The sequence below is a fragment of the Pseudomonas sp. YuFO8 genome, assembly GCF_035065025.1.
GTDB classification, from domain to species: domain Bacteria; phylum Pseudomonadota; class Gammaproteobacteria; order Pseudomonadales; family Pseudomonadaceae; genus Aquipseudomonas; species Aquipseudomonas putida_AE.
Map to the genome: position 1 here is coordinate 1 of NZ_JAXDEQ010000037.1, position 26312 is coordinate 26312.

26 protein-coding genes are annotated in these 26312 nt (G+C 61.6%); 23 read left to right on the plus strand and 3 right to left on the minus strand.

Features of this window, described 5'->3' with window-relative positions:
- Positions 1–465 precede the first annotated feature (465 nt).
- Complete coding sequence (locus SOP95_RS24870; protein WP_274072945.1) at positions 466–981, minus strand: DUF2062 domain-containing protein; 516 nt, start codon at positions 979–981, stop codon at positions 466–468.
- 136 nt (positions 982–1117) lie between these two features.
- On the opposite strand from SOP95_RS24870, the gene SOP95_RS24875 reads away from it, so the two are divergent.
- The 12 genes from SOP95_RS24875 (at position 1118) to SOP95_RS24930 (ending at position 12656) form a co-directional block, all read left to right on the plus strand.
- Positions 1118–3352 carry a DNA internalization-related competence protein ComEC/Rec2 gene (locus tag SOP95_RS24875; protein ID WP_323608669.1) on the plus strand — a complete coding sequence of 745 codons (2235 nt, stop codon included), beginning with the start codon at positions 1118–1120 and terminating at the stop codon, positions 3350–3352.
- Positions 3353–3450: 98 nt separating this feature from the next.
- A complete protein-coding gene (locus SOP95_RS24880) occupies positions 3451–4086 on the plus strand; it encodes a MotA/TolQ/ExbB proton channel family protein (protein ID WP_008066570.1) in 636 nt (211 codons plus the stop codon).
- Positions 4083–4511 (plus strand): ExbD/TolR family protein, encoded by a 429-nt coding sequence (locus tag SOP95_RS24885; RefSeq protein WP_046817688.1) that lies wholly within the window; start codon positions 4083–4085, stop codon positions 4509–4511. The genes SOP95_RS24880 and SOP95_RS24885 overlap by 4 nt, the downstream gene beginning before the upstream one ends.
- Complete coding sequence (gene lpxK / locus SOP95_RS24890; RefSeq protein ID WP_323608673.1) at positions 4511–5521, plus strand: tetraacyldisaccharide 4'-kinase; 1011 nt, start codon at positions 4511–4513, stop codon at positions 5519–5521. Before SOP95_RS24885 ends, lpxK begins: the two co-directional genes overlap by 1 nt.
- Before the next feature lie 25 nt (positions 5522–5546).
- A complete protein-coding gene (locus tag SOP95_RS24895) occupies positions 5547–5732 on the plus strand; it encodes a Trm112 family protein (RefSeq protein WP_003179363.1) in 186 nt (61 codons plus the stop codon).
- Positions 5729–6493, plus strand: coding sequence for a 3-deoxy-manno-octulosonate cytidylyltransferase (gene kdsB, locus SOP95_RS24900; RefSeq protein WP_323608674.1), 765 nt, complete (start codon positions 5729–5731; stop codon positions 6491–6493). The genes SOP95_RS24895 and kdsB overlap by 4 nt, the downstream gene beginning before the upstream one ends.
- Entirely contained in the window at positions 6493–6957 is a 465-nt protein-coding gene (locus SOP95_RS24905; RefSeq protein ID WP_274072949.1) for a low molecular weight protein-tyrosine-phosphatase, read from the plus strand. The genes kdsB and SOP95_RS24905 overlap by 1 nt, the downstream gene beginning before the upstream one ends.
- The gene (gene murB / locus SOP95_RS24910) at positions 6954–7973 is read left to right on the plus strand and encodes a UDP-N-acetylmuramate dehydrogenase (protein ID WP_274072950.1); all 1020 of its coding nucleotides are present in this window, start codon (positions 6954–6956) and stop codon (positions 7971–7973) included. Before SOP95_RS24905 ends, murB begins: the two co-directional genes overlap by 4 nt.
- A gap of 321 nt (positions 7974–8294) precedes the next feature.
- Positions 8295–8765, plus strand: coding sequence for a (2Fe-2S)-binding protein (locus SOP95_RS24915; RefSeq protein WP_323608675.1), 471 nt, complete (start codon positions 8295–8297; stop codon positions 8763–8765).
- On the plus strand, positions 8762–11083 hold the full coding sequence (locus tag SOP95_RS24920; protein ID WP_323608676.1) for a xanthine dehydrogenase family protein molybdopterin-binding subunit: 2322 nt from the start codon (positions 8762–8764) through the stop codon (positions 11081–11083). The genes SOP95_RS24915 and SOP95_RS24920 overlap by 4 nt, the downstream gene beginning before the upstream one ends.
- On the plus strand, positions 11083–12066 hold the full coding sequence (locus tag SOP95_RS24925) for an XdhC family protein (protein ID WP_323608677.1): 984 nt from the start codon (positions 11083–11085) through the stop codon (positions 12064–12066). The genes SOP95_RS24920 and SOP95_RS24925 overlap by 1 nt, the downstream gene beginning before the upstream one ends.
- Positions 12063–12656, plus strand: a complete 594-nt coding sequence (locus SOP95_RS24930; protein WP_323608678.1) for a nucleotidyltransferase family protein — start codon at positions 12063–12065, stop codon at positions 12654–12656. The genes SOP95_RS24925 and SOP95_RS24930 overlap by 4 nt, the downstream gene beginning before the upstream one ends.
- Positions 12657–12797: 141 nt before the next feature.
- On the opposite strand, the gene rne is transcribed toward SOP95_RS24930, so the two are convergent.
- The gene (gene rne, locus SOP95_RS24935) at positions 12798–16043 is read right to left on the minus strand and encodes a ribonuclease E (protein ID WP_323608679.1); all 3246 of its coding nucleotides are present in this window, start codon (positions 16041–16043) and stop codon (positions 12798–12800) included.
- 702 nt (positions 16044–16745) lie between these two features.
- Between rne and rluC the strand changes: the two genes are divergently transcribed.
- Genes rluC through SOP95_RS24950 form a run of 3 tightly spaced genes read left to right on the plus strand, consistent with a single transcriptional unit; the run spans position 16746 to position 19371 of the window.
- Positions 16746–17708 carry a 23S rRNA pseudouridine(955/2504/2580) synthase RluC gene (gene rluC / locus SOP95_RS24940; protein ID WP_274072956.1) on the plus strand — a complete coding sequence of 321 codons (963 nt, stop codon included), beginning with the start codon at positions 16746–16748 and terminating at the stop codon, positions 17706–17708.
- Entirely contained in the window at positions 17695–18357 is a 663-nt protein-coding gene (locus SOP95_RS24945) for an HAD-IA family hydrolase (RefSeq protein WP_323608680.1), read from the plus strand. The genes rluC and SOP95_RS24945 overlap by 14 nt, the downstream gene beginning before the upstream one ends.
- A 24-nt stretch (positions 18358–18381) precedes the next feature.
- A complete protein-coding gene (locus tag SOP95_RS24950) occupies positions 18382–19371 on the plus strand; it encodes a S49 family peptidase (protein WP_323608681.1) in 990 nt (329 codons plus the stop codon).
- Positions 19372–19466: 95 nt separating this feature from the next.
- Here the strand turns inward: SOP95_RS24950 and SOP95_RS24955 are convergent, their stop codons facing one another.
- A complete protein-coding gene (locus tag SOP95_RS24955; protein ID WP_323608682.1) occupies positions 19467–20045 on the minus strand; it encodes a Maf family protein in 579 nt (192 codons plus the stop codon).
- A gap of 105 nt (positions 20046–20150) precedes the next feature.
- On the opposite strand from SOP95_RS24955, the gene SOP95_RS24960 reads away from it, so the two are divergent.
- The 8 genes from SOP95_RS24960 (at position 20151) to pabC (ending at position 26310) form a co-directional block, all read left to right on the plus strand.
- Positions 20151–20678 (plus strand): YceD family protein, encoded by a 528-nt coding sequence (locus tag SOP95_RS24960; protein WP_008066540.1) that lies wholly within the window; start codon positions 20151–20153, stop codon positions 20676–20678.
- A gap of 13 nt (positions 20679–20691) precedes the next feature.
- Positions 20692–20874: a 50S ribosomal protein L32 gene (rpmF, locus tag SOP95_RS24965; RefSeq protein ID WP_003179396.1), complete on the plus strand. Its 183-nt coding sequence runs from the start codon at positions 20692–20694 to the stop codon at positions 20872–20874.
- A 4-nt stretch (positions 20875–20878) separates the two neighbouring features.
- Positions 20879–21889 carry a phosphate acyltransferase PlsX gene (plsX, locus tag SOP95_RS24970; RefSeq protein WP_323608683.1) on the plus strand — a complete coding sequence of 337 codons (1011 nt, stop codon included), beginning with the start codon at positions 20879–20881 and terminating at the stop codon, positions 21887–21889.
- Positions 21890–22014: 125 nt separating this feature from the next.
- Positions 22015–22953 carry an ACP S-malonyltransferase gene (gene fabD / locus SOP95_RS24975; protein WP_033043587.1) on the plus strand — a complete coding sequence of 313 codons (939 nt, stop codon included), beginning with the start codon at positions 22015–22017 and terminating at the stop codon, positions 22951–22953.
- A gap of 16 nt (positions 22954–22969) precedes the next feature.
- On the plus strand, positions 22970–23713 hold the full coding sequence (fabG, locus tag SOP95_RS24980) for a 3-oxoacyl-ACP reductase FabG (RefSeq protein ID WP_274072961.1): 744 nt from the start codon (positions 22970–22972) through the stop codon (positions 23711–23713).
- Between the two features lie 191 nt (positions 23714–23904).
- The gene (gene acpP / locus SOP95_RS24985) at positions 23905–24141 is read left to right on the plus strand and encodes an acyl carrier protein (RefSeq protein WP_007987170.1); all 237 of its coding nucleotides are present in this window, start codon (positions 23905–23907) and stop codon (positions 24139–24141) included.
- Positions 24142–24250: 109 nt separating this feature from the next.
- On the plus strand, positions 24251–25495 hold the full coding sequence (gene fabF / locus SOP95_RS24990) for a beta-ketoacyl-ACP synthase II (protein WP_077185643.1): 1245 nt from the start codon (positions 24251–24253) through the stop codon (positions 25493–25495).
- Positions 25495–26310 (plus strand): aminodeoxychorismate lyase, encoded by an 816-nt coding sequence (gene pabC / locus SOP95_RS24995; RefSeq protein ID WP_323608684.1) that lies wholly within the window; start codon positions 25495–25497, stop codon positions 26308–26310. The genes fabF and pabC overlap by 1 nt, the downstream gene beginning before the upstream one ends.
- Positions 26311–26312: the final 2 nt, after the last annotated feature.

A 26312-nucleotide genomic window follows, 5' to 3' on the forward strand; every position in this document is an offset into this window, starting at 1 on the left:
CCCAAGTAACCAAGGGCTCTTGCCCCTGACGTTCGGTGCCTCGCTGTGGCTCGGCATGTCCTCCTTCCGGTCCTGCTCCGTGGGCCCGCCGCCATCGGCCATCCATGGCCGAGACTGTGTAAAAACGTTTTTCAGCGCGACAGGTACTCAAAACCGGACTGGAAATCGCGCTTCTATGCGAAATCCACATCTGCTGACAGGCCAATAAATTTCAGATTGAACGTAGACGCGCACAGTTAAATTTTGGCGAAGCGTTTTTACACACTCTGGGCCGAGGGCGGCTAAACCGGCATCCATGCCGGTTTGCCCACTGCGCAGAACCTCCACTCGGCCTCTCGACGGGGCAAGAAAATCAAGATCAAAAGCCAAAGCAAAAGCGAGGCGAGCTAACGCTCGACCTTGTTGTTTGGTGGTACGCGTTGCATTCCAAATCAAAACGGCGCCTTATGGCGCCGTTTTGCATTGTCACAGCCGACTTTGCTTGCGCCGACGCCACTGTCGCGCCACCCACCAGCGCCAATACATCATCACCAGGCAATAGGCCAACGCCCCCAGCACCAACCCGGTCACCACCGACCCCAGCAAAAACGGTTGCCACAAGGTCGAGAGCTCGCCGCTGATCCATTCCCAGGTCAGCTCGTCCGGCAGATGGCGCGGCGGAACGTCCATCAGCCAGGCACCGGTCTGGTAGGTGCAGAAGAACACGGCCGGCATGGTGATCGGGTTGGTCAGCCAGACCAGGCTGACCGCAATCGGCATGTTGCCGCGCACGATGATCGCAAGAATCGCCGCCACCAGCATCTGCAATGGAATCGGCAGGAATGCCGCGAACAGGCCGACCGCCATGGCCCGGGCCACGGAATGGCGATTGAGGTGCCAGAGGTTCGGGTCATGCAGCAGGGTGCCGAGAAAGCGTAAGGACTTGTGTTCCCTGATGCTGGTCGGGTCTGGCATGTAACGTTTGAATAATCGCCGGGGCATAAGGCTTCTCGGTCGGTCAGGTCGGCAAGTATGTCTGGATTCCATGAGGCGCCCATTCAGACTTTGTGACAATTGTTAACGACGGACGTGCCCTGCGCGGGCTATGCCTAGGGACGGGACTCTCAAGGACGGGCTTATGCGCACAGGGATGATGGCGCTGGCGTTGGGTCTGTTGGCCTTGCGTTTTTTACCGGTGTTACCGCCGGTCTGGTTGTGGTTGTTGATGCCGGTGGCAGGTTTGATTTTGCTGCCGTTCAGGACGTATCCGGCGGCGTTTTTCCTGTTCGGCCTGAGTTGGGCTTGCGCCCATGCGCAATGGGCCCTGGACGATCGGCTGGCGCCGACCCTCGACGGGGAAACGCGCTGGCTTGAGGGGCGGGTGACCGGGTTGCCACAGAACGCAGAAGGGGTGGTGCGTTTCGAACTGACCGACAGCCGGTCACGCCGCAGCGACCTGCCGCGACATTTGCGCCTGGCCTGGTACGACGGCCCGCCGGTCAACAGCGGCGAACAGTGGCGGCTGGCGGTCAAGCTGAAGCGACCCGTAGGTTTGCTCAATCCCCATGCCTTCGATTATGAGGCCTGGCTGCTGGCGCAACGCATCGGTGCGACCGGGACCGTCAAGGCCGGGGAGCGACTGGCGCCAGCCCGGTGGGCCTTGCGCGACGGTGTCCGGCAGCGGCTGCAGGCTGTGGACGCCCAGGGGCGAACGGGCGTGCTGACAGCGTTGGTGCTGGGAGACGGCGCGGGCCTCAGTCGCGAAGACTGGCAGGTGTTGCAAGACACCGGCACCGTGCATCTGCTGGTGATTTCCGGGCAACACGTCGGCTTGTTGGCTGGGATGGTTTATCTGTTGATCGCCGGACTTGCCCGTTTTGGCTTGTGGCCAGGCCGTCTGCCTTGGTTGCCCTGGGCCTGCGGCCTGGCTTTTGCGGCCGCCCTTGGCTATGGGCTGCTGGCCGGCTTCGAAGTGCCGGTTCGCCGAGCTTGTCTGATGATTGGCCTGGTGCTGCTGTGGCGCCTGCGCTTTCGTCACCTGGGTGCGTGGTGGCCGCTGTTGCTGGCACTCAATGGCGTCTTGCTGATGGACCCGTTGGCGAGTCTGCAGCCGGGCTTCTGGCTGTCCTTCGCGGCCGTGGCGGTGTTGATCTTCACCTTCGGTGGTCGCTTGGGCCCTTGGCCATGGTGGCAAACCTGGACCCGTGCCCAGTGGCTGATCGCAATCGGCCTTGGCCCGTTCTTGCTGGTCCTGGGATTGCCGATCAGCCTCAGCGGCCCACTGGTCAATCTGCTGGCGGTGCCCTGGATCAGCCTGGTGGTGCTGCCTCCGGCATTGCTCGGGACTTTGTTATTGCCGGTGCCCCATGTCGGCGAGTGGTTACTGTGGCTGGCGGGCGGTTTGATCGATTGGCTGTTCACCGCGCTGGCACTGGTCGCCGGCAAGGTGCCCGCGTGGCTGCCCGCGGCCATCCCGTTGTGGGTCTGGGGCCTCGGCACTTTGGGTGCCTTTCTGTTGTTGCTGCCGCGAGGCGTGCCCCTGCGTCCGCTAGGGTGGCCTTTGCTGCTGCTCCTGGTTTTTCCACCGCGGCCGCTGCTGCCCGAAGGCATTGCCGAGGTTTGGCAACTGGATGTGGGCCAAGGGTTGGCGATCATGGTGCGTACTCGCCATCACACGCTGCTGTATGACGCTGGCCCGCGTTTTCGAGATCTCGACCAGGGCGCGCGGGTGGTACTGCCAGCGTTACGCAAACTGGGGGTGAAGGAGCTTGACCTGATGTTGATCAGCCATGCCCATGCCGATCACGCCGGTGGCGCCCGGGCCGTTGCCAATGGGTTGCCGGTGAAACGGGTGGTCAGTGGCGAACCTGCCGACCTGCCTGCCGGGTTGCAGGCCGAGGGCTGTGAGAGCGGCCGGCAATGGACGTGGGACGGGGTCGAGTTCCGGCTTTGGCATTGGCCACAGGCCAGGGACAGCAATCAGAATTCCTGCGTCTTGCAGATAACAGCCAATGGCGAGCGCTTGCTGCTCAGCGGCGACATCGACAGCAGCGCCGAGCGCGCCTTGCTCGACAGCCCATTGGCCGTGCCCACCGACTGGTTGCAGGCCCCGCACCACGGCAGCCGCAGTTCGTCGTCGATGGCGCTGCTCAACGTCTTGCAGCCCAAGGCGGTGCTGATCTCCCGTGGCCAGGGCAACTCGTTCGGTCATCCGCATGCGGTGGTGATTGCCCGCTATCGAAATCGCGGCACGGCGATCTACGACAGCGCGCAGCAAGGCGCCGTTCATCTGCAACTGGGGCGTTTCGAGCCGCCACGCGCGATGCGTCAAGAACGGCGCTTCTGGCGCGATCCACCACCCCCGGGCAAATAACCGGGCGTTAGCAAAGGCCGACCGGATGCGACATCACAGTCTTCGGTGCGCCCACCCCCTATGTTAGAGTGGCGCACTTTTTCGAGGGGACTGTCACTGTGTGGGAATTGGTCAAATCCGGCGGCTGGATGATGCTGCCGATCATCCTGAGTTCCATCGCGGCAATGGCGATCGTTGCCGAACGTCTGTGGACCCTGCGAGCCAGTCGCGTGACCCCGGAGCATTTGCTCGGGCAGGTCTGGGTCTGGATCAAGGACAAGCAACTGAACAAGGAAAAGCTCAAGGAACTGCGCGCCAATTCGCCCCTGGGTGAAATCCTGGCCGCGGGCCTGGCCAACTCCCGGCATGGTCGCGAGATCATGAAGGAATGTATCGAAGAGGCTGCCGCGCGGGTCATCCACGAGCTGGAACGCTACATCAATGCCCTCGGCACCATCGCCGCCATGGCCCCGTTGCTGGGGCTTTTGGGTACGGTGCTGGGCATGATCGACATTTTCAGTGCGTTCATGGGCACGGGCATGACCACCAACGCCGCAGTGCTCGCCGGGGGTATCTCCAAGGCGCTGATCACCACGGCTGCCGGCTTGATGGTCGGTATCCCTTCGGTATTCTTCCACCGTTTCCTGCAACGCCGGATCGATGAGCTGGTGGTAGGCATGGAGCAGGAAGCGATCAAGCTGGTCGAAGTGGTGCAGGGTGATCGTGACGTGGATCTGGCGGGGGTCAAAGCGTGAAATTCCGCCGCAAGCAACGGGAGAATGTGGACATCAACCTCGCGTCGCTGATCGACGTGGTGTTTATCCTGCTGCTGTTTTTTGTCGTGACCACGACCTTCACCCGTGAAACCCAGTTGCGCGTCGATCTGCCCGAAGCGGTCAGCGGCGCGCCTTCCGACGACCAGACCCGGCAGCTGGATATCGCGATCAGCGCCGACGGAGTGTTTTCGGTGAACAACCAGGTATTGCCCAAAAGCGACCTGGCGACGCTGATGGATGCCCTGCAGAAACAATCAAATGGCGACACCAGCCGGCCGCTGTCCATCAGCGCCGACGGAAAATCCCAGCATCAGTCGGTCATCACCGCCATGGACGCCGCCGGCAAGCTTGGCTTCAGCCATTTGCGCATGACCACAGTCGAGGCGGCGCCGCCCGCGCCCTGATGGCCATGTCCGATCGCCTGCTCGCCGCGTGGTACCGAGGCCATCCGGCCCTGAAACTGCTACAGCCGCTGGAGTGGTTGTACCGGCGCGTGGTCAACAACAAGCGCCAGCGCTTTCTGGCGGGCGAGGGTGAGATCTATCAGCCACCGGTACCGCTGATCGTGGTGGGCAACATCACCGTCGGCGGCACCGGCAAGACCCCGCTGATCCTGTGGATGATCCAGCACTGTCAACGCAGCGGCTTGCGGGTCGGCGTGGTCAGCCGCGGTTACGGCGCCAAGCCTGCGCAATTGCCATGGCGGGTCGAGGCGGATCAAGGGGCCGAGATCGCTGGCGATGAGCCGCTGTTGATCGTGCAGCGTACCGGCGTGCCCTTGATGATCGATCCAGATCGCAGCGCGGCGGTCAAAGCCTTGCTGGCCAGTGAGCCGCTGGACCTGATCCTGTCCGATGACGGCATGCAGCATTACCGCCTGGCCCGGGATCTGGAGCTGGTGCTGATCGACGCCGCCCGTGGCCTGGGCAACCGCCGTTGCCTGCCGGCCGGGCCACTGCGTGAACCGGTCGAGCGACTGCAAAGTGTCGACGCGGTGCTCTACAACGGCGCCACGGCCGACAGCGGTGACGGCTTTGCCTTCCAGTTGCAACCGACCGCACTGGTCAACCTGCAAAGCGGCGAACGGCGCCCGCTCGATCACTTTCCCGCGGGCCAGGCGCTGCATGCCGTGGCCGGGATCGGTAACCCGCAGCGTTTCTTCAAGACCCTCGAGACGTTACACTGGCAGCCAATCCCGCACGCGTTCGCCGACCACGCCGAATACAGCGTGCAGGCCTTGAATTTCAATCCGCCATTGCCATTGGTGATGACCGAAAAGGACGCGGTGAAGTGCCGTGCCTTCGCCGCCGCCGACTGGTGGTACCTGGCGGTCGACGCTGTGCCGTCGCCAGCCTTCACGGCCTGGTTCGATACACAGTTGATGCGCCTGTTGCCGGCTCGTCTTTTGCCTTAACTCCGTTTCTATCCAGGGAATGTTCATGGACACCAAATTGCTCGACATCCTCGCTTGCCCGGTCTGCAAAGGTCCGCTCAAGCTCAGCGCCGACAAGACCGAGCTGATCAGCAAGGGCGCTGGCCTTGCATACCCGATTCGCGACGGCATCCCGGTCATGCTCGAAAGCGAAGCCCGCACCCTGACCACCGACGAGCGTCTGGATAAATGACTACAGCCTTTACCGTTGTTATTCCTGCGCGCTATGCCTCGACCCGTCTGCCGGGCAAACCGCTGCTGTTGATCGCCGGCAAGCCGATGATCCAGCACGTGTGGGAACAGGCGTGCAAAAGCAGCGCCGAACGTGTGGTAGTGGCCACTGACGACGTACGCATCGCCCAGGCCTGCGAAGGGTTCGGTGCGCAAGTGGTGATGACTCGCGTGGATCACAACTCCGGCACCGATCGCCTGGCCGAAGTCGCAGCGAAGCTGGGCCTGGCGCCTGACGCGATCGTGGTCAACGTCCAGGGTGACGAGCCGCTGATCCCGCCAAGTGTCATCGATCAGGTGGCCGTCAACCTGGCGGCCCACCCTGAAGCGCGCATGGCCACCCTGGCCGAGCCGATCGAAGACGTCGAGAGTCTGTTCAATACCAACGTGGTCAAGGTCGTCAGCGACCTCAATGGCCTGGCACTGACCTTCAGTCGCGCCACCTTGCCATGGGCCCGGGACACCTTCGCCAAGAGCCTCGAGCAGTTGCCGGAAGGTGTGCCGTATCGCCGCCACATCGGCATCTATGCCTACCGCGCCGGTTTCCTGCATGACTTCGTCAGCTGGGGCCCGTGCTGGCTGGAAAACACCGAATGCCTGGAACAGCTGCGTGCCTTGTGGCACGGCGTCCGGATTCACGTCGCCGATGCGCTGATCGCGCCGCCGGCCGGTGTCGATACCCTTGAAGACCTTGAGCGCGTTCGTCGCCTGCTGGAGGCCTGATGCGGGTTCTGTTTGTCTGCCTGGGCAATATCTGCCGTTCACCCACGGCCGAAGGTGTACTGCGGCATAAACTGCGCGAAGCGGGGCTGGCCGATCAAGTCGAAGTGGCCTCCGCCGGTACCGGCGACTGGCACGTGGGCAGTGCACCGGACAAGCGCAGCCAGGCGGCGGCGAAAAAGCGCGGTTATGATTTGTCCGCCCAGCGCGCCCAGCAGGTCACCCGCGCCGATTTCGCCGAGTACGACCTGATCCTGGCAATGGACAACAGCAACCTGCGCAACCTCATGGACCTGCAACCGGCCAAGGGCAGGGCGGAGCTGGACCTGTTCCTGCGTCGCTACCCGTCGGAGATCGATGAAGTCCCGGACCCGTACAACGACAGTGAGCATGGGTTTGAAATTGTGTTGGACCTGATCGAGCGCGCCAGTGACCTGCTGGTGATCGAACTGAAGGAACGGTTATGAGTTTGCAGGTGCGATCAGGGGTTTCACTCAAGCCGTTCAACAGCTTTGGCGTGGATGTCCAGGCCCGTCTGTTTGCCGAGGCCCACAGCGACGCTGATGTGCGTGAGGCCCTGGCTTATGCACGGGAGCACCAGGTGCCCTTGCTGGTGATCGGCGGTGGCAGCAACTTGCTGCTGACGGCCGATGTTGAATCACTGGTACTGCGCATGGCCAGCCGCGGAATCCGCGTGATCAGCGACGATGGCAGCAAAGTCGTGATCGAGGCCGAGGCGGGCGAGCCCTGGCATCCGTTCGTGCAACACACCCTGGTGCAGGGCTTGTCGGGCCTGGAAAACCTCAGCCTGATTCCCGGCACCGTGGGCGCCGCGCCCATGCAGAACATCGGCGCCTATGGCGTGGAGATCAAGGATGTGTTCGCCGGCCTGACCGCCCTTGATCGCCAGAGTGGCGAGTTGCGCGACTTCAGCCTGCAAGAGTGCAACTTCGCTTACCGCGACAGCGTGTTCAAGCAGGAACCTGGGCGCTGGTTGATCCTGCGCGTGCGTTTCATCCTCGATCGCGCTGCACAGCTGCACCTGGAATATGGTCCGGTGCGTCAGCGCCTGACCGAGCAGGGCATCGATCATCCGACCGCCACGGACGTCAGCCAGGCCATCTGCAGCATTCGCAACGAGAAACTCCCGGACCCGGCGGTGCTCGGCAATGCCGGCAGCTTTTTCAAGAATCCCCTGGTGCCAGCGGCGCTGGTCGCCCGGCTCAAGGGCGAATACCCGGACCTGGTGGCCTACGCGCAACCCGACGGGCAGATGAAGCTGGCGGCGGGCTGGCTGATCGAGCGGGCAGGGTGGAAAGGTTTCCGCGAGGCCGATGCCGGCGTGCACAAGATGCAGGCACTGGTGCTGGTCAATTACGGCAGCGCGACGGGACTGCAACTGCTGGACCTGGCACAGCGTATCCAGAAAGACATCTCAGAGCGTTTTCATGTCGACCTGGAAATGGAGCCCAACCGGTATTAGGAAAGCAGCTGCAAGCTGCAAGCTTCAAGCTTTCAGCCGCGAGCTACAATCTTTATATCTCGAGCTGCTCGCTGCCTTGCTTCTACTTGAAACTTGCAGCTTAAAGCTTGCAGCCAAAAGCCCTGCCTCAGCAGGGCTTTTTGTTAATACAGGCTTAACCTGGTCTGCTGACGATGCAAGCATTTGCTCCACCAAAGGCCCGGTGCAGACGTGTCCGTTCGCACAAGAGAGCCCATTAGCCTGAGTCGATCTGCGTTACCCACCCAAGATCCATCGGCAGATTGCTCGACCCCATAACCCAAGCACTATGCGGGCGTGCCCATGATTACCCTGAAACTCAACGGTCAAGACCATCCGCTCGACGTCACCGAGGATATGCCCTTGCTCTGGGCGATCCGCGACGTGGCCGGTTACAACGGCACCAAATTCGGCTGTGGCATGGGCCTTTGCGGCGCCTGCACGATTCATATCGAAGGTGCTCCGGCGCGCAGTTGCATCACGCCGATCGGCTCGGTAGTCGGCCAGAACGTCACCACCATAGACAACCTGCATGCCGACCCGGTGGGCAAAGTCGTGCAGCAAGCCTGGCTCGATACGGCCGTGGCCCAATGCGGTTACTGCCAGGGCGGGCAGATCATGTCCGCCACCGCGCTGCTCAAGACCAACCCGAACCCGAGCGACGAACAGATCGAAGAGGCAATGGTCGGCAACATCTGCCGCTGCGGCACCTACAACCGCATCAAGACCGCCATCCGCCAGGCATCCACTCACCTGAAGGAGGCCAAGGCATGAGCCGGTTACCCGATGATTTCGCCCTGAGCAACCTCAGTCGGCGTGGTTTTCTCAAGGGAGTGGGCGCCGCCAGTGCACTGGTGGTCGCCGCGAGCTGGGGCTGGCAGGACGCATTTGCCGAAGAAGCGCAGAAAAAGTTCGGTGCCGACGGCATGCCCCACGGCTGGGTCGACGATCCCAAGGTTTATGTGAGCATCGGCACTGATGGCACAGTGACGGTGGTGTGCAACCGTTCGGAAATGGGCCAGGGCGTACGGACCAGCCTGACCATGGTGGTGGCCGATGAACTGGAAGCCGATTGGGCACGGGTCAAGGTGCAGCAGGCGCCGGGCGATGAAGTGCGCTTCGGCAATCAGGACACCGACGGTTCGCGCAGCATGCGTCACTGGTACGAGCCGATGCGCCGCTGCGGTGCCGCCGCGCGGACGATGCTCGAACAGGCCGCTGCCGACCAGTGGAAAGTGCCGGTGGGCGAATGCCATGCCCAGCTGCATAAAGTCATCCACAAGCCTTCCGGGCGTGAGCTGGAGTATGGCGCCCTGGCCACAGCTGCCAGCGCCCTGGCCGTGCCGGCACGGGACAGCTTGCGACTCAAGCAGCCCGCGGAATTTCGCTATATCGGCAAGGAAGGCACCAAGGCCATCGATGGCGACGACATCGTCAACGGTCGCGCGGTATACGGCGCCGACGTGCATTTCGATGGCATGCTGTTCGCCACCATTGCCCGGCCGGCGGTGTACGGCGGCAAGGTCAAGAGCTTCGATGGCAGTGCGGCGATGAAAGTGCCGGGGGTGGTCAAGGTCATCCAGATCGAGAGCCGTCCCTTGCCCTCGGAGTTTCAACCCCTGGGCGGCATCGCAGTGGTGGCCAGCAACACTTGGGCAGCGATCAAGGGGCGCGATGCGCTGAAAATCGAATGGGACGATGGCCCTAACGCCAGCTACGACTCGATTGCCTACCGCAAGGAGCTGGAGGCCGCCTCGCTCAAACCCGGAAAAGTGGTGCGCAACACCGGCAATATCGACGAGGCCATGAGCGGCGCCGACAGCACGCTGGAAGCCTCCTACTACTTGCCGCACCTGTCACAATCGCCAATGGAACCGATGGTCGCCATCGCTCGCTACAAGGACGGAGTGTGCGAAGCCTGGGGGCCAAGCCAGGCGCCACAAGTCACCCGCGAGCGGATCGGTGAACGCCTGGGCGTGCCCTTCGATAACGTTACGTTCAACGTGACGCTGCTGGGCGGTGGCTTCGGGCGCAAGTCCAAACCCGACTTCATCATCGAAGCGGCGATCCTGGCCAAGGAATTCCCCGGCAAAGCGGTGAGGGTGCAATGGACCCGCGAAGACGATATCCACAATTCGTACTTTCACACGGTATCGGCCGAATACCTCAAGGCCAGCCTGAACAAGGATGGGCTGCCTTCCGGCTGGCTGCACCGTACGGTGGCGCCGAGTATCACCGCGTTGTTCGCCCCGGGCATGAACCACGAGGCGGCCTTCGAATTGGGCATGGGCTTCACCAACATGGCCTACGCGATTCCCAACATTCGCCTGGAAAACCCCGAGGCCACCGTGCATACGCGGGTGGGCTGGTATCGCTCGGTGTCGAACATCCCCCACGGCTTTGCGATCCAGAGCTTCATCGATGAACTGGCGCACAAGGCCGGGGAGGACCCGCTCAAGTACCAGGTCAGGCTGCTCGGCCCGGACCGTCAGATCGATCCGCGTACCTTGAGTGAAGAGTGGAACTACGGTGAATCGCCCGAGCGTTATCCGATCGACACCGCGCGATTGCGCACGGTGCTGGAAACCGCCGCCAAGGCCGCCGGCTGGGGCCGCGAGTTGTCCAAAGGCCGGGGCCTGGGCCTGGCGGTGCATTACAGCTTCGTAACCTATGTGGCGGCGGTGATTGAAGTCGAGGTCAAGGACGATGGCACCTTGATCGTGCACAAAGCGGACATCGCCGTGGATTGCGGTCCGCAGATCAACCCCGAACGGATTCGCGCGCAGTTCGAGGGGGCCTGTGTCATGGGCCTGGGCAACGCGGTGCTGGGCGAAATCAGCTTCAAGGACGGCAAGGTCCAGCAGGACAACTTCCACATGTACGAAGTGGCGCGCATGTCCCTGGCGCCCAGGGAAGTCGCGGTGCACCTAGTCACGCCGCCGGGCGAGGTGCCGTTGGGCGGTGTCGGCGAACCGGGTGTGCCGCCGATTGCGCCGGCCCTGTGCAACGCGATCTTCGCCGCCACCGGCAAGCGTATCCGCGACCTGCCGATCCGTTATCAATTGCAGGGCTGGCAGAAGGTCCAGGCGTGATGGACAGTGCCGATCTGAATGTCTTGCGCAGCGTGCTGGAGTGGCGCCGCGCCGGCCAGAGGGTGATCCTGTACAGCGTCGTTCAGGCCTGGGGCACCGCGCCCCGGGCGCCTGGCGCCATGCTGGCGCTGCGTGAGGATGGCGTGGTGATCGGCTCGGTGTCCGGTGGTTGTGTCGAGGACGACCTGATCGCACGGTTGCATGACGGTCGCATTACGCCCGCCGGGCCGCCGGTGCAACTGATCACCTACGGGGTGAGCCGTGAGGAGGCGGCTCGGTTCGGTTTACCTTGCGGCGGCACCTTGCGCTTGACCGAGGAGCGCGTCGGCGATCCTGCGTGGGTCGCCGAGCTGCTGGCGCGCTGCCAAGCCCATGAAATCGTCGCACGTTCGCTGGATATCGCCACCGGAGAGGTGATTTTGCAGCCGGCCGACAAGACCGATGTGCTGGCTTTCGATGGCCAGACCCTGCGAGCCATCTATGGTCCGCGCTGGCGCTTGCTATTGATCGGCGCCGGGCAGTTGTCCCGCTATGTCGCCGAGATGGCGCGGCTGCTGGATTTCGACGTATTGATTTGCGATCCGCGCAGCGAGTTCGTCTACGGCTGGGAGGAACAGCACGGTCGATTCGTCTCGGGCATGCCCGATGAGGCGGTGGTGAACATCCAGACAGACGAGCGCACGGCCATCGTCGCCCTGACTCACGACCCCCGCCTGGATGACATGGCACTGCTCACGGCTCTCGATTCCCGGGCCTTTTATGTCGGCGCGCTGGGCTCGCGCATCAACAGCCAGCAGCGCCGGGACAACCTGGCTCAGCTCGGCTTGTCGCAACAGGCCATCGAGCGGCTGCATGGTCCGGTCGGCTTGCACATCGGCAGCCACAGCCCGGCGGAAATCGCCTTGTCGCTGATGGCCGAGATTGTCGCAATCAAGAATGGCGTCGAGCTCAAGCAGAAAAAACCGCTGCGGGAGGGTGTATGAGTGAATCCATCGGGGTGATCGTGCTGGCGGCGGGGCAGGGCAGTCGCTTCCGACAGGTCGCCGGTGACGAAAAGGACAAGCTGCTGGCTGATTGCACGGGGCGTGATGGCACGGTTCGATCGGTGATCGAACAGGTTCTGGTCAATCTGCCTGCCACCTTGGAAAAACGCATGCTGGTGACCACGGCGGATCGCCCGCAAGTGAGCCGCATGGCCAAGGCCTATGGCTGTGAGATCGTCCTGATCGAATCGACCGGGATGGGCGACAGCATTGCGGCCGGGGTGAAGGCGTGTGCGCAGCTTGAGGGTTGGCTGATGGTGCTGGGGGATATGCCGTTCATCCTGCCTTCAAGTATCGAACAGGTGGTGGCGAACATCGCCGATGACTGCATCAGTGTGCCGGTGCAGGAGGGTGAGTACGGGCATCCGGTGGGCTTCGGGCGCAGCTTTGGTCCGGGTTTGATGGCATTGGCGGGTGATCGTGGCGCCAAGGCGCTTTTTGCCCAGGGGCGTGTGGTTGAAGTGACGGTGGATGATCCCGGCGTGTTGTGGGATGTGGATGTACCCGAAAAGTTGGCGTTTGGGCCCTAAAAGATCGCAGCCTGCGGCAGCTCCTACATAGACGGTGCCTATCCTGTAGGAGCTGCCGAAGGCTGCGATCTTTTGATCTTCTGGAACATAAAAAAGCCCCGCCTGGCATCACCAGGCGGGGCTTTTCATTAGCCGAGGAAATCAGACGAGAGGTTTAGGCTCGTGCTCTTTTTCCTGGGCTTGCTCGTGTTGCACAACCGCTTCCTGAACGGAGCGAGGCGCTTCGGCGATTACCGATTCAGCCTGCTCGGCAGCGACTTCGGCAGCCGGGGCAGGAGCTGCCTCGACCACTTCGGCAGCAACCGGCGCTGGCTCGTCAGCGACAACCGGAGCAGCAGCGGCCGCCAATTCGGCTTCGCGCTGCAGACGCTCTTCTTCACGCTTGCGGCGACGCACTTCACGTGGGTCGTTCGGCGCACGGCCACTTGGCGTCAGGGCGCTGACAGGGGCCGTTTCGACGACTGGAGCGGCAACTTCGGCAACTTCGGCAACAACCGGCGCTTCAACCACTGGAGCAGGCTCGGCAGCCGCGACAACCGGCTCGGAGACTACCGGTTCAGCCACTTCGGCTTCAGCAGCTGGTGCCGGAGCAGGCGTTTCGACTACAGCTGGCTCGGCAACCCAGTTGAAGGCGGTTTGCTCTTCGCGAACTTCACGAACGGCTTCGGTCACGGTTTCAGTGACGGTCTCGACAACCGGTTCTGCAGCTACGGCTGGCTCAGCGGCAGCTTCAACCACTGGCTGTGCTTCTGGCGCTGCTGCCACTTCGATTTCCGGCGAGGCGGTGACTTCGACCGGCGTCGTCGCTTCCACGACTGGTGCTTCGACCGGAGCCGATTCCAGGGTGGCGGCAGTGGCGCGTTCGGCTTGCTCGTTGGCCTGTGCTTCGGCCGGAGCGCTGATCACGCTGCTGGCAACGGCGGCGGTAACCGCCAGGCCGGCGGCCAGGTCAGCAGTGCTTGGCGCTTCATTGCTTTCGCCGGCTTCGGACTCATCCGAACCCTCGATCACGTTGCCGTTGGCATCACGCTGACGCTCGCGACGGTTGCTGCGACGACGCTGGCCACGGGAGCGGCGGCGTGGACGGTCGCCTTCGGCGCCCTCCTGACCGTCTTCCTGCAGTTGCTCTTCGTTGCCGGTCAGCTCTTCTTCAACAACGGCTGGCGCTTGTTCGGCACGAGGTTGACGTTCTTCACGCGGTGGGCGTGGAGCGCGTTCTTCCCGTGGCGGGCGGGCCGGGCGTTCTTCAGTGGCAGCAGCCGGAGTAGCAGCGGCAGCGGCAGCGGCTGGAGCGACGGCGTCCAGAGGCTCACGCAGTTCACGCACACGCTCTTCACGCTCGCCACGTGGCTTGCGATCTTCGCGTGGGGCGCGGGGTGCACGTTCTTCACGTGGCGCGCGCGGTGCGCGTTCTTCGCGGGCTACGGCCGGGGTTTCTTCGCGGGTTTCGCGAGGTTCGCGTACTTCGCGAGGCTGACGCTCTTCGCGCGGTTCGCGTGGTGCACGCTCTTCACGAGGTGCGCGCTCTTCACGTGGCTTGCGCTCTTCATCGCGGCGACCGTTACGGTTGCGGCTCTGCTGGCGGCCGTTGCGACGCTCTTCGTTGCTACGGGCCGGACGCTCGGTGGCAGCCGGTTTCTCGACCACGGCCGGAGCGACAGGCTCTTCCTTGGTGGCGAACAGGCTGACCAGCGACTTGACCAGGCCTTTGAACAGGCTTGGCTCTGGTACGGCGACAGGTGCGGCAACCGGAGCGGCGACGACTTCGGTCGGAACCGGAGCATTGGCGCGGGCTGGAGCTGTCTTGACCGCGGCTTCCTGGCGAACCAGGGTGCGGGTCGCGGCAGCGGGTTGCACTTCTTCCACTTCGGCAGCGGCAGCGGCGATTTCGTAGCTGGACTGGTTGATCGCGGCTTCCGGGCTGTCATCGCGCAGGCGCTGCACTTCGAAGTGCGGCGTTTCGAGGTGATCGTTCGGCAGGATGACGATGCGGGCACGGGTGCGCAGTTCGATCTTGGTGATCGAGTTGCGTTTTTCGTTGAGCAGGAACGCGGCCACCGGGATCGGCACTTGTGCACGAACTTCGGCGGTACGGTCTTTCAGGGCTTCTTCTTCGATCAGGCGCAGGATCGCCAGGGACAGCGATTCAACGTCACGGATGATGCCGGTGCCGTTGCAACGCGGGCAAACGATGCCGCTGCTTTCACCCAGGGATGGACGCAGGCGCTGACGGGACATTTCCAGCAGGCCGAATCGCGAGATGCGACCGACTTGCACGCGAGCGCGGTCGGCTTCCAGGCATTCGCGGACTTTTTCTTCCACGGCGCGCTGGTTCTTGGCCGGGGTCATGTCGATGAAGTCGATGACGATCAGGCCGCCGATGTCGCGCAGGCGCAACTGACGGGCGATTTCTTCGGCGGCTTCAAGGTTGGTCTGCAGGGCGGTTTCTTCGATATCGCTGCCTTTGGTGGCGCGGGCCGAGTTGATGTCGATGGACACCAGGGCTTCGGTCGGGTCGATAACGATGGAACCACCGGAAGGCAGTTCGACCACGCGCTGGAAGGCGGTTTCGATCTGGCTTTCGATCTGGAAGCGGTTGAACAGCGGAACGCTGTCTTCGTACAGCTTGATCTTGCTGGCGTACTGCGGCATCACCTGGCGGATGAAGGTCAGGGCTTCGTCCTGGGCTTCAACGCTGTCGATCAGCACTTCGCCGATGTCCTGGCGCAGGTAATCGCGGATCGCGCGGATGATCACGTTGCTTTCCTGGTAGATCAGGAAAGGCGCGGAACGATCCAGCGAAGCTTCTTTGATGGCGGTCCACAGTTGCAGCAGGTAGTCGAGGTCCCACTGCATTTCTTCGCTGCTGCGGCCCAGGCCGGCAGTGCGCACGATCAGGCCCATGTCGGCCGGTGCAACCAGGCCGTTCAGCGCTTCACGCAGTTCGTTGCGCTCTTCACCTTCAATGCGACGGGAGATACCGCCGGCACGCGGGTTGTTCGGCATCAGCACCAGGTAACGACCGGCCAGGCTGATGAAGGTGGTCAGGGCCGCGCCCTTGTTGCCACGTTCTTCTTTTTCGACCTGAACGATGACTTCCTGGCCTTCGCTCAGGACGTCCTTGATGTTGACGCGGCCTTCAGGGGCTTTTTTGAAGTATTCGCGGGAGATTTCTTTGAGGGGCAGGAAGCCGTGGCGCTCAGAGCCGAAATCGACAAAGGCAGCCTCAAGGCTTGGTTCGATGCGAGTAATCCGGCCTTTATAGATGTTGGCCTTCTTCTGCTCGCGTGCACCGGATTCGATGTCCAGGTCGTAGAGGCGTTGGCCATCTACCAGTGCAACACGCAACTCTTCGGGTTGAGTTGCGTTAATCAGCATTCTTTTCATGTAGTACCGTCGGTTTCCGGGCTGCCGGAAACGGCGTTCGGCACACACGACTTCTCATGGTCGGTGTCAGGTGCGTCGGGAGTGGTTGGCCATTCCCGTGTCCAGCGAAGTCCGGCCAATGTGGGCCTTCATCGCGACGTACGCGTCCTGCTTGCTGTGGCTACTTAAGCACTCAGTCAGGAGGAGGAATCAACCGGCGGCTGTGGACGAGATGAAGCGTCTTGATAAAGCCTATTGCTACACAGGCCAGCGGTTGTGCATCTCCACCCTACACGTATCCCTGATAATTCGGGTGCTGCCGCGCGCAGAATCCGCAGCGGGTTGGCATTTACCGTGAGCTCCGAAAGGGGAGGGTCACGCATCATGGCTAATTTAGGCGTTGTTTCCGTAGCATTCGCTCGGGGTCATTCGCAGCTGACTGCACTTTGTGAACTGGCCGTGAATATTCACTCGCAGGACGAGTCAAAACTCTGTTCTGCGGCTTGATTCAGGCCTCATGTCACCTGCGCTTGTTACACCTGCAAACTCCACCGTTACGTAGCGAAAGCCCCGTAGGACGGCCTCGCGTCCTGGTGAATTGCGTTGGTCAGGGCCGGTTTTTGACCGTTGGTCCGCTGTCCAGGCCGCTTTTGGCGGCGTTCGCGACTATAGCAGCAATGATTAAGTGCTTCAATTCCATAAAAAATTGTTATCATCCGCGGCATGACGACGACTACCCCCCCGACTCCAGGCGTACAACTGCTTGAGGTCTCGCCGGAATATGCCGGCCAACGTATTGACAACTTCCTTCTCGCTCGGCTCAAAGGCGTGCCCAAGACCTTGATTTACCGCATTTTGCGCAAAGGCGAAGTGCGAGTGAACAAGGGCCGGATCAAGCCCGAATACAAGCTGCAGGCGGGCGATATCGTGCGCGTGCCGCCGGTTCGCGTGCCTGAACGCGACGAGCCGGTGCCGCTGGCCCAGGGGCTGCTGCAGCGCCTGGAAGCCTCGATTGTCTTCGAAGACAAGGCCCTGATCGTGATCAACAAGCCCGCCGGCATTGCGGTTCACGGCGGCAGCGGCCTGACGTTCGGGGTGATCGAAGCCTTTCGTCAGTTGCGCCCCGATTGCAAGGAGCTCGAACTGGTTCACCGTCTCGACCGTGATACCTCCGGCCTGCTGATGATCGCCAAGAAGCGCAGCATGTTGCGCCACTTGCATACCGCGTTGCGCGGTGATGGCGTCGACAAGCGCTACATGGCGCTGGTGCGCGGTAACTGGGCGAGCTCGATCAAGCAAATCCGTGCGCCGCTTGGCAAAAGTAACCTGCGCTCTGGCGAGCGCATGGTCGAGGTCGACGAGGAGGAGGGCAAGGAGTCCGTGACCGTGTTCAAGGTCCTGCGCCGCTTCGGCGACTTCGCCACCCTGATCGAAGCCAAGCCGATTACCGGCCGCACTCACCAGATCCGTGTCCACACCCTGCACGCCGGGCATTGCATCGCTGGCGACAGCAAATATGGTGAGGAAGGTTTCAGCAAGGAAATCCGCGATCTGGGCGGCAAGCGCCTGTTCCTGCATGCCTACATGCTGACCGTGCCGTTGCCCGATGGCGGCGAGTTGAAGTTGCAGGCCCCGGTCGACGAGATGTGGGCCAAGACTGTGGAGCGTTTGAGTGCGCCCATCTGATTACAAGCTGCTGATTTTCGATTGGGACGGCACCTTGGCCGATTCCATTGGTCGGATTGTCGAGGCAATGCATGTGGCATCGCAGCGGTCCGGGTTTGCGCAGTGCGATGACTTTGCCGTCAAGGGCATCATCGGCCTGGGGCTGCCGGAGGCTATCCGTACCCTGTATCCCGAGATCGGCGAGGCCGAGTTGATTGCCTTCCGTCAGCACTACGCCGACCACTATATCGCCTCGGAGGCGGAGCCTTCGCCCTTGTTTGACGGCGTGGTCGAGTCGCTCGAGGCGTTCCGTGCCCAGGGTTATCACCTGGCCGTGGCCACGGGCAAGGCCCGTCGCGGGCTGGATCGGGTGCTGAAGTCCCATGGGTGGGAAGATTACTTCGACATCACCCGTGCCGCCGACGAGACGGCCAGCAAGCCCCATCCGTTGATGCTGGAGCAGATACTTGCCCATTGCGAGGTGCGTGCGGACCAGGCGCTGATGGTGGGTGATTCGTCCTTCGACTTGCAGATGGCACGCAATGCCGGCATGGATTCGGTGGCGGTCAGCTACGGCGCGCAATCGATCGAAGCGCTGAAGCTGTTCGAGCCGCGACTGACCATCGATCGTTTTTCACAATTGCACGACTGGCTGGGCCAGCGGGCTTAATACGTTATTGCTGGGGTAGATGGCATGGCCGACGAATGGAAAGCGCCCGCCAAGGCGAGTGCAGAGAGCGGTGACGAAAAAAGCTGGAAGCTGCTGGAAAAGACCCTGCTGGCCGGTGTGCAGGAGCAGCGTCGCTCCCGGCGCTGGGGGATTTTCTTCAAGTTGCTGACCTTCGTGTACCTGTTTGTCGCGCTGGCGCTGTTTACGCCGCTGATGGACATGGAGAAGGCCGCTACCCGCAGTGGCAATTACACCGCGTTGATCGACATCACCGGCATGATCGCCGACAAGGAACCGGCCAGCGCCGATAATATTGTCGGCAGCCTGCGGGCCGCTTTCGAAGACGAAAAGGTCAAGGGCGTCATCCTGCGTATCAACAGCCCTGGCGGCAGTCCGGTGCAGTCGGGCTACGTCTATGACGAGATCCGCCGTCTGCGTGGCCTGCATCCGGATACGAAGCTCTACGCAGTGATTTCCGACCTGGGTGCTTCCGGTGCGTATTACATTGCCAGTGCGGCGGACCAGATCTATGCCGACAAGGCGAGCCTGGTGGGTTCCATTGGGGTTACGGCGGCTGGTTATGGCTTCGTCGGCACCATGGAGAAGCTGGGTGTGGAGCGTCGCACCTACACCTCGGGCGAGCACAAGTCCTTCCTCGATCCGTTCCAGCCGCAGAAGCCTGAAGAAACGGCGTTCTGGCAGGGCGTGTTGGATACCACTCACAAACAGTTCATCAACAGCGTCAAGCAGGGTCGTGGCGACCGCCTGAAAGACAAGGAACATCCGGAGCTGTATTCCGGGCTGGTCTGGTCGGGTGAGCAGGCGCTGCCGCTGGGATTGATCGATGGCCTGGGCAGTGCCAGTTCGGTGGCTCGCGATGTGGTCGGCGAAAAAGAGCAGGTGGACTTCACCGTTCAGGAATCGCCATTCGACCGCTTCTCGAAAAAGCTCGGTGCCAGCGTGGCTGAGCATTTGGCGATGTGGATGGGGTTTAACGGTCCGTCGCTGCGCTAAGCCGCTTTAAACATCAAAAGATCGCAGCCTGCGGCAGCTCCTACAAGGTTATGTGTACACCTGTAGGAGCTGCCGAAGGCTGCGATCTTTTGCTTTCAAGGGACTTTCACGCCTTCGGCCAACAACATATCCACCAGGCGAATCAGCGGCAGGCCTACCAGGCTGGTAGCATCAGGCCCTTCGGTGCTTTGAAACAGGCTCACCCCCAATCCCTCGGCCTTGAAGCTGCCAGCGCAATCGTAGGGTTGTTCAGCGTGCAGATAGCGTTCGATGCGTTCGCTGTCGAGTGTTCGCATGTGTACCGTGAACGGCACGCAGTCGACCTGACAATGGCCGGTCTGGCTGTTCAGCAGGGCGAGCCCGGTCAGAAACGTCACGCTGGCGCCGCTGGAGGCCAGGAGCTGCTCGCGGGCTTTTTCAAAGGTGTGGGGCTTGCCGATAATCCGCTCGCCCAGCACCGCGACCTGGTCGGAGCCGATAATCAGATGAGCGGTATGGCTGGCGGCCAGTGCCCGCGCTTTCTGTTCGGCGAGGCGTTTGACCAGTTCGATGGCGGATTCGCCAGGGCGGTGGCTTTCGTCGATATCCGGCGAGCTGCAGCTGAATGGCAGCTGCAGGCGGGCCAGCAAATCCCGGCGATAGACCGAGCTGGAAGCGAGTAATAAAGGCAGCATGGGCAACTCCAAATGACTGGCGCGAATTCTAGCGAGGCTTCCAAGTGACGGACAGGGCTGAATTTCCTTTGACATGGGCGGGTGCATCCCTATAATGCTGCGCCTATGTTGAATGACCCGATTCCACCTCACGTTGACCCGCGCAAATTGGCTGATCGTGGCACCACCCTCCAGGGTGAAATGCTGCTGGCCGATTTGAAGAGACTCTGCGACCCGCTTTCCGACAATGTCGGTACGGTGCAGGCTAAATTCGTTTTTGAACGAGATGAACGTAAATCTGTGGTCATCCACAGCTTTATCGACACCGAAGTCAAAATGGTTTGCCAGCGTTGTCTTGAGCTGGTCACCCTGCCGATCCATAGCGAATGCAGTTACGCTGTGGTGAAGGAGGGTGCGAATACCCAGTCGTTACCGAAAGGTTATGACGTGCTGGAACTGGGCGAAGATCCATTGGATCTGCAGTCACTGATCGAGGAGGAGCTTCTGCTCGCCTTGCCCATTGTGCCTGCTCATCATCCGGAAGAATGCCAGCAGCCGGCGGGAGCAGATGAGCCCGAACCGAGCGAGGACGAGGTAACGCGGTCCAACCCGTTCAGTGTATTGGCGCAGTTAAAGCGTGACCCAAACGTTTAGGAGTTAATCAATTATGGCTGTTCAGCAGAACAAAAAATCCCGCTCTGCCCGTGACATGCGCCGTTCGCACGACGCTCTCGAGGCTAGCACCCTGTCTGTAGAAAAAACCACCGGTGAAGTTCACCTGCGTCACCACGTATCGCCAGAAGGCGTATACCGTGGTCGTAAAGTGATCGACAAGGGCGCTGACGAGTAATCACTTGTCCGCTCAAGTCATCGCGATTGACGCAATGGGCGGGGACTTCGGTCCCCGCAGCATTGTCCAGGCCAGCCTTGCTTGCCTGTCTGCCACGCCCTCGCTGCACCTGACCCTCGTCGGTCAACCCTCCCTCCTTGAAGAATTGATCGCTGGCCAACCGGCTGTGGATCGCGCGCGCCTGTCGATTGCTGCAGCGTCCGAAGTCATCGCCATGGACGAAAAGCCGACCCAGGCCCTGCGTGGCAAGCCCGACTCGTCGATGCGCGTGGCCCTTGAATTGCTGCGCGACGGCAAGGTCCAGGCCTGTGTCAGTGCCGGTAATACCGGGGCGCTGATGGCGTTGTCGCGCTTTGTGCTCAAGACCTTGCCGGGCATCGATCGGCCGGCCATGGTGGCGGCGATCCCGACGCAGAAAGGTTACTGCCAGTTGCTCGACCTGGGCGCCAATGTCGATTGCAGCGCCGAGCATCTGTTGCAGTTCGCGGTGATGGGTTCCGTCGCGGCGGAAACCCTGGGCATCGTGCGCCCGCGCGTGGCCCTGCTGAACATCGGCACCGAAGATATCAAGGGCAATCAGCAGGTCAAGTTGGCTGCAACCCTGTTGCAAAGTGCCCGTGGCATCAACTACATCGGTTTTGTCGAAGGCGACGGGTTGTACCGTGGTGAAGCGGACGTCGTGGTCTGTGATGGTTTTGTCGGCAACATCCTGCTCAAGTCCAGCGAGGGCCTGGCCACGATGATTGCCGGGCGCATCGAGGCGTTGTTCAAGAAAAGCCTGCCATCGCGCATGGTCGGAGCCTTGGCCTTGCCACTGATGAAGCGACTGCAGGCCGACCTGGCACCCGCACGGCATAACGGCGCGAGCTTCCTCGGGTTGCAGGGTATCGTGGTTAAAAGCCACGGATCTGCGGGGGTGCAGGGCTTCCAGAGTGCGATTTCCCGCGCCTTGATCGAGATCCAGGAAAACCTGCCGGAACGCATCCACGGTCGTCTGGAGGATTTGTTGCTTTAGGCGTTTTCGTCGGACAATGCTTAAATGTGACCGCTTGGGCTATTTGGCCATCCAACTGTCAGTTTCTTGCGTCCCCCGAGTGGGGCGCCAATTCTCCGACGACCAGATCATTAGGGGCTTGTTACATGTCTGCTTCCCTCGCATTCGTCTTTCCGGGACAGGGTTCGCAGTCCCTCGGCATGCTGGCCGAGTTGGGCGCGCAACACCCGGTCGTCCTCGACACTTTCAAAGAAGCTTCCGATGCCCTCGGTTACGACCTGTGGGCCCTGACCCAACAAGGGCCGGAAGAGCAACTCAACCAGACCGATAAAACCCAACCGGCGATCCTCACCGCTTCGATCGCCCTGTGGCGTCTGTGGCTGGCTGAAGGCGGCGCGCGTCCGGCTTATGTCGCCGGTCACAGCCTGGGCGAATACAGCGCCCTGGTGGCGGCTGGCAGCCTGAGCCTGGCGGACGCGGTGAAGCTCGTCGAGCGCCGTGGCCAGCTGATGCAGGAAGCTGTTCCGGCCGGGCAGGGCGGCATGGCTGCGATCCTCGGCCTGGAAGACGCCGACGTACTGGCTGCCTGTGCCGAAGCGGCGCAGGGCGAAGTGGTCAGCGCGGTCAACTTCAACTCCCCGGGCCAAGTGGTCATTGCCGGTGCGAAGGCAGCGGTCGAGCGTGCCATCGAAGGTTGCAAGGCCCGTGGCGCCAAGCGTGCCATGCCGTTGCCGGTCAGCGTGCCGTCGCACTGCGAACTGATGCGTCCGGCGGCCGAGCGTTTCGCCGAGTCGATCGCGGCGATCGATTGGCAGGCCCCGCAGATCCCGGTGGTACAGAACGTCAGCGCCCAGGTGCCGGCGGATCTGGAAACCCTCAAGCGTGATCTGCTCGAGCAACTGTACAAGCCAGTACGCTGGGTAGAATCCGTGCAGACCCTGGCCGCCAAAGGCGCGACCAATCTTGTCGAATGCGGCCCGGGCAAAGTACTGGCCGGTCTGAACAAGCGCTGCGCCGAAGGCGTATCGACTTCCAATCTCAACACCCCAGACGCTTTCGCTGCCGCCCGTGCAGCGCTGGCCTGAATCAGGAGAAGCTTGCATGAGTCTGCAAGGTAAAGTTGCACTGGTCACCGGTGCGAGCCGCGGTATCGGCCAGGCCATCGCCCTGGAACTGGGTCGTCAGGGCGCCATCGTTGTCGGCACCGCGACCTCCGCCTCGGGTGCCGAGCGCATTGCCGCCACCCTGAAGGAAAATGGCATTCAGGGCACTGGCCTTGAGCTCAATGTCACCAGCGACGAGTCCGTGGCGGCTGTCCTGGCGAGCATTCAGGCGCAGTTCGGTGCGCCGGCGATCCTGGTCAACAATGCCGGCATCACCCGCGATAACCTGATGATGCGGATGAAAGACGACGAGTGGCATAGCGTGGTCGATACCAACCTGAACAGTCTGTTCCGCCTGTCCAAGGGCGTTTTGCGCGGTATGACCAAGGCCCGTTGGGGACGAATTATCAGTATTGGCTCGGTTGTGGGTGCCATGGGCAACGCAGGCCAAGTAAACTACGCTGCCGCCAAGGCCGGCCTGGAAGGTTTCAGCCGCTCTCTGGCGCGTGAAGTCGGTTCGCGTTCGATTACGGTAAACTCGGTGACCCCAGGGTTCATCGATACCGATATGACCCGCGAACTGCCCGAGGCACAGCGTGAAGCCTTGCAGACGCAGATTCCGCTGGGTCGTCTGGGGCAAGCTCAAGAGATCGCGTCTGTGGTCGCTTTTCTTGCGTCGGACGGTGCGGCTTACGTTACTGGGGCTACAATCCCGGTGAACGGCGGGATGTACATGAGTTAAATGTGACGGATCGTTTCAAAAAAATGTCATACGAGCTGTCTAAAATCCGTTATAAAGCTGCAATCTATTTATAGGCAGCGGGTCGCCGGGTTTGAGGAGTGAAGCTTTCAGTTGAAAAGCTGAAAAGTCTTTCTATACACTTACCCACTGGCCAGCTGCCTGAATTTGTCCATTAGGAGTGAAAACAAGGTATGAGCACCATCGAAGAGCGCGTCAAGAAAATCGTTGCCGAGCAACTGGGCGTTAAAGAAGAAGAAGTGGTCAACACTGCTTCCTTCGTTGAAGACCTGGGTGCTGACTCCCTTGACACCGTTGAGCTGGTGATGGCTCTGGAAGAGGAATTCGAGACCGAAATCCCTGACGAAGAAGCTGAGAAGATCACTACTGTACAAGCTGCAATCGACTACGTTACTGCCCACCAGGCGTAATAGTTTGTAATCGTTGCTCGCTGTCATGGAAAAACCGCACTGCCATCATGGCGTGCGGTTTTTTCTTTAGGCCTGATGCAAAGTCGTCATTTGAAAAAAGGAGAGTGCTGTGTCGCGTAGACGCGTCGTAGTCACCGGTATGGGTATGTTGTCGCCACTGGGCACTGATGTGCCGAGCAGCTGGCAGGGCATTCTGGCTGGCCGCAGTGGCATTGGTCTGATCGAACACACCGACCTTTCTGCCTATTCCACTCGTTTTGGCGGCTCGGTAAAGGGCTTCAATGTCGAGGAATACCTGTCGCTCAAGGAAGCGCGCAAGCTCGACCTGTTCATTCAGTACGGTCTGGCCGCAGGTTTCCAGGCAGTGCGCAATGCCGGCCTGGAAGTCACCGACGCCAACCGCGAGCGCATCGGCGTGGCCATGGGTTCGGGTATCGGTGGGCTGACCAACATCGAAGAAACCAGCCGCACCTTGCATGAGACCGGCCCGCGACGAATTTCTCCGTTCTTCGTGCCTGGCTCGATCATCAACATGATTTCCGGTTTCCTGTCCATCCACCTGGGGGCACAGGGGCCTAACTATGCCATCGCCACGGCGTGTACCACCGGTACGCACTGCATCGGCATGGCTGCGCGCAACATCATGTACGACGAAGCCGACGTGATGATCGCCGGTGGCGCCGAAATGGCCGCTTGCGGCCTGGGCATGGGCGGTTTTGGCGCCTCCCGCGCACTGTCGACCCGCAACGACGAGCCGACCCGCGCCAGCCGTCCATGGGACAAGGGCCGTGATGGCTTCGTATTGTCCAATGGCGCCGGTGCGCTGGTCCTGGAAGAGCTGGAACACGCCAAGGCCCGCGGCGCGACCATCTATGCCGAACTGATCGGTTTCGGCACCAGTGGCGACGCCTACCACATGACTTCGCCACCCGCCGATGGTGCCGGGGCTGCGCGCTGCATCACCAATGCGCTGCGTGACGCCAGGATCAATGGCGATCAGGTGCAGTACATCAATGCCCACGGCACCTCGACGCCGGCTGGCGACCTCGCGGAAGTCAATGCGATCAAGTCGGTGTTCGGCGAGCACGCCTACAAGATGGCCGTCAGTTCGACCAAGTCGATGACCGGGCATTTGCTGGGCGCGGCGGGCGCGGTGGAGGCGATCTTCAGCGTGCTGGCGATCAACAGCCAGGTGGCGCCACCGACCATCAACCTCGACGAGCCGGACGAAGGCTGCGACCTCGATTTCGTGCCGCACACCGCGCGCAACATGGATATCGATGTGGTCCTGTCCAACTCCTTCGGTTTTGGCGGTACCAACGGCTCGCTGGTGTTCCGCCGGTTCGCAGGTTGATGGACAGCTGGGTCGACGGTCAGCCGGCTGACGCATTGTCGCTGAAGGATCGCGGCCTGGCCTACGGCGACGGTCTGTTCGAGACCATCGCCGTGCATGATGGCTTTCCGGTCCTGCTGGATCGTCATCTGGTGCGGCTGGCCAGGGGCTGCCGGCGGTTGGCGATCAATCTTGATCAGGGTGTCGTGGTCGCGGAATTGTTGACCTATGCCGAGCAGCTGAACGAAGGCGTAATCAAGCTGATCGTTACCCGCGGCGACAGCCTGCGCGGTTACGCTTTCGATCCTTCGGCCCAGGCCCGTCGTATCCTGTCGGGTAATCCTCCTGCGGTTTACCCGCACGCCCATGCAGAGCAGGGCATACGCCTGTTCCCGTGCACCACACGCCTTTCCTTTCAACCTCTTCTCGCAGGGCTCAAGCACCTGAATCGTCTTGAGCAGGTGATGGCGCGCGCCGAATGGCAGGATACCGAACATGCCGAAGGCTTGATGCTCGATCAGGCCGGTCGCGTGATCGAGGGCGTTTTCAGCAACCTGTTCCTGGTGCGTGACGGCGTGTTGATCACCGCGGATTTGAGCTGCTGCGGCGTAGAAGGTGTGATGCGTGCCGAGTTGTTGTCTCAGGCCGAATCGTTGGGCATCCCCATACAAATCACCGATATCACGCTCGAGCAGCTGCAAGACGCTGACGAAGTCTTTGTCTGCAACAGCGTGTATGGCGTTTGGCCGGTGCGCGCCTATGCAGCACTGAGCTGGCCGGTTGGGCCGCTCACCCGTAAACTCCAAACCATTGCCCGCGCGCTACTGGATGCTTGATA

Bases quoted from the DNA above. Each gene is read 5' to 3' on its own strand.
- SOP95_RS24955 (WP_323608682.1), bottom strand. From the start codon at position 20,045: ATGCTGCCTTTATTACTCGCTTCCAGCTCGGTCTATCGCCGGGATTTG.
- kdsB (WP_323608674.1), top strand. From the start codon at position 5,729: ATGACTACAGCCTTTACCGTTGTTATTCCTGCGCGCTATGCCTCGACC.
- SOP95_RS24905 (WP_274072949.1), top strand. From the start codon at position 6,493: ATGCGGGTTCTGTTTGTCTGCCTGGGCAATATCTGCCGTTCACCCACG.
- rpmF (WP_003179396.1), top strand. From the start codon at position 20,692: ATGGCTGTTCAGCAGAACAAAAAATCCCGCTCTGCCCGTGACATGCGC.
- SOP95_RS24915 (WP_323608675.1), top strand. From the start codon at position 8,295: ATGATTACCCTGAAACTCAACGGTCAAGACCATCCGCTCGACGTCACC.
- lpxK (WP_323608673.1), top strand. From the start codon at position 4,511: ATGGCCATGTCCGATCGCCTGCTCGCCGCGTGGTACCGAGGCCATCCG.
- fabD (WP_033043587.1), top strand. From the start codon at position 22,015: ATGTCTGCTTCCCTCGCATTCGTCTTTCCGGGACAGGGTTCGCAGTCC.
- SOP95_RS24895 (WP_003179363.1), top strand. From the start codon at position 5,547: ATGGACACCAAATTGCTCGACATCCTCGCTTGCCCGGTCTGCAAAGGT.
- SOP95_RS24920 (WP_323608676.1), top strand. From the start codon at position 8,762: ATGAGCCGGTTACCCGATGATTTCGCCCTGAGCAACCTCAGTCGGCGT.
- SOP95_RS24870 (WP_274072945.1), bottom strand. From the start codon at position 981: ATGCCCCGGCGATTATTCAAACGTTACATGCCAGACCCGACCAGCATC.
- rluC (WP_274072956.1), top strand. From the start codon at position 16,746: ATGACGACGACTACCCCCCCGACTCCAGGCGTACAACTGCTTGAGGTC.
- SOP95_RS24875 (WP_323608669.1), top strand. From the start codon at position 1,118: ATGCGCACAGGGATGATGGCGCTGGCGTTGGGTCTGTTGGCCTTGCGT.
- SOP95_RS24960 (WP_008066540.1), top strand. From the start codon at position 20,151: ATGTTGAATGACCCGATTCCACCTCACGTTGACCCGCGCAAATTGGCT.
- SOP95_RS24950 (WP_323608681.1), top strand. From the start codon at position 18,382: ATGGCCGACGAATGGAAAGCGCCCGCCAAGGCGAGTGCAGAGAGCGGT.
- SOP95_RS24930 (WP_323608678.1), top strand. From the start codon at position 12,063: ATGAGTGAATCCATCGGGGTGATCGTGCTGGCGGCGGGGCAGGGCAGT.
- rne (WP_323608679.1), bottom strand. From the start codon at position 16,043: ATGAAAAGAATGCTGATTAACGCAACTCAACCCGAAGAGTTGCGTGTT.
- acpP (WP_007987170.1), top strand. From the start codon at position 23,905: ATGAGCACCATCGAAGAGCGCGTCAAGAAAATCGTTGCCGAGCAACTG.
- pabC (WP_323608684.1), top strand. From the start codon at position 25,495: ATGGACAGCTGGGTCGACGGTCAGCCGGCTGACGCATTGTCGCTGAAG.
- fabG (WP_274072961.1), top strand. From the start codon at position 22,970: ATGAGTCTGCAAGGTAAAGTTGCACTGGTCACCGGTGCGAGCCGCGGT.
- murB (WP_274072950.1), top strand. From the start codon at position 6,954: ATGAGTTTGCAGGTGCGATCAGGGGTTTCACTCAAGCCGTTCAACAGC.
- SOP95_RS24925 (WP_323608677.1), top strand. From the start codon at position 11,083: ATGGACAGTGCCGATCTGAATGTCTTGCGCAGCGTGCTGGAGTGGCGC.